Raw genomic sequence first — 859 nt, forward strand, 5'->3', positions numbered from 1 at the left:
TCGCCGGCGACCCCGCCGGTCGCGGCACGGCCGGCGGCGACGACGCGCGGGCCGGGTCGGCCGACGACGGCGCGCGGACGGTCGTGGCCGGCGACGCCTCGGGTCGCGCGACGGCGGACGAGGGCGCCCGGGGTGCTGCCACCGGCGCCGGTGACGCCGGTCGCACGCCCGGCGGAGGAACCGCCGACGACCGTGGTCGCACCGGTCAGGTCACCCCCGGCGGTGCGCCCGACACGTCCGACGAGGTCGGTCGGGCGCCCGCACGTGCGTCCGACGCGCCCGCGGCCGTCCCGGCCTCCGAGCGACCGGCACCGGCGGCCTCGGACGCCACGCCCGACCGACCGGCGGCGACGTCCGCCGGCTCCGCGATCGCCGCACCCGACCCGGCCCCCGCCGCGCCGGTGCCGGGGGCCGCGGCCGCCGCCGCCGACACCGAGATGCTGCGCCGGCGCTGGCCGGACGTGCTGACGACGCTGCGCCGGCTCCGAGTGCCCTCGTGGGCGCTGGTCAACCAGCACGCGCAGGTGCTCGAGCTCGACGCGACCACGCTGCGCCTCGGCTTCCTGCAGCCCGGCCTGGTGACGACGTTCAAGAACAGCGGCCACGGCGAGGTCGTCGCGCGCGCGCTGCACGAGACGCTCGGCGTCGGCGTACGTGTCGAGGCGGTGCTCACCGAGCAGGGCGGCGCGCCCGCGCGGACGTCCGCCGCCGCGGCACCGGCCGTCCCCGAGGTGCCGACGACCATCTCCCGCGAGCGTGCCGCGGCGTCGTGGGACCTGCCCGCGCCTCCCGCGCACGCCGCCCCCGAGCCGGCGCCGCCGGCGTCCGGCCCACGTGGCGACGTCCCCCGTGCGACGTC

General features: G+C 80.9%; 1 pseudogene. It reads left to right on the plus strand.

The window, feature by feature from the left end:
• Positions 1-859, plus strand: a pseudogene (locus AB6N23_RS18500) (hypothetical protein); the annotation flags it as partial.

The sequence above is a fragment of the Cellulomonas pasadenensis genome (assembly GCF_047229365.1).
GTDB lineage: Bacteria > Actinomycetota > Actinomycetes > Actinomycetales > Cellulomonadaceae > Cellulomonas.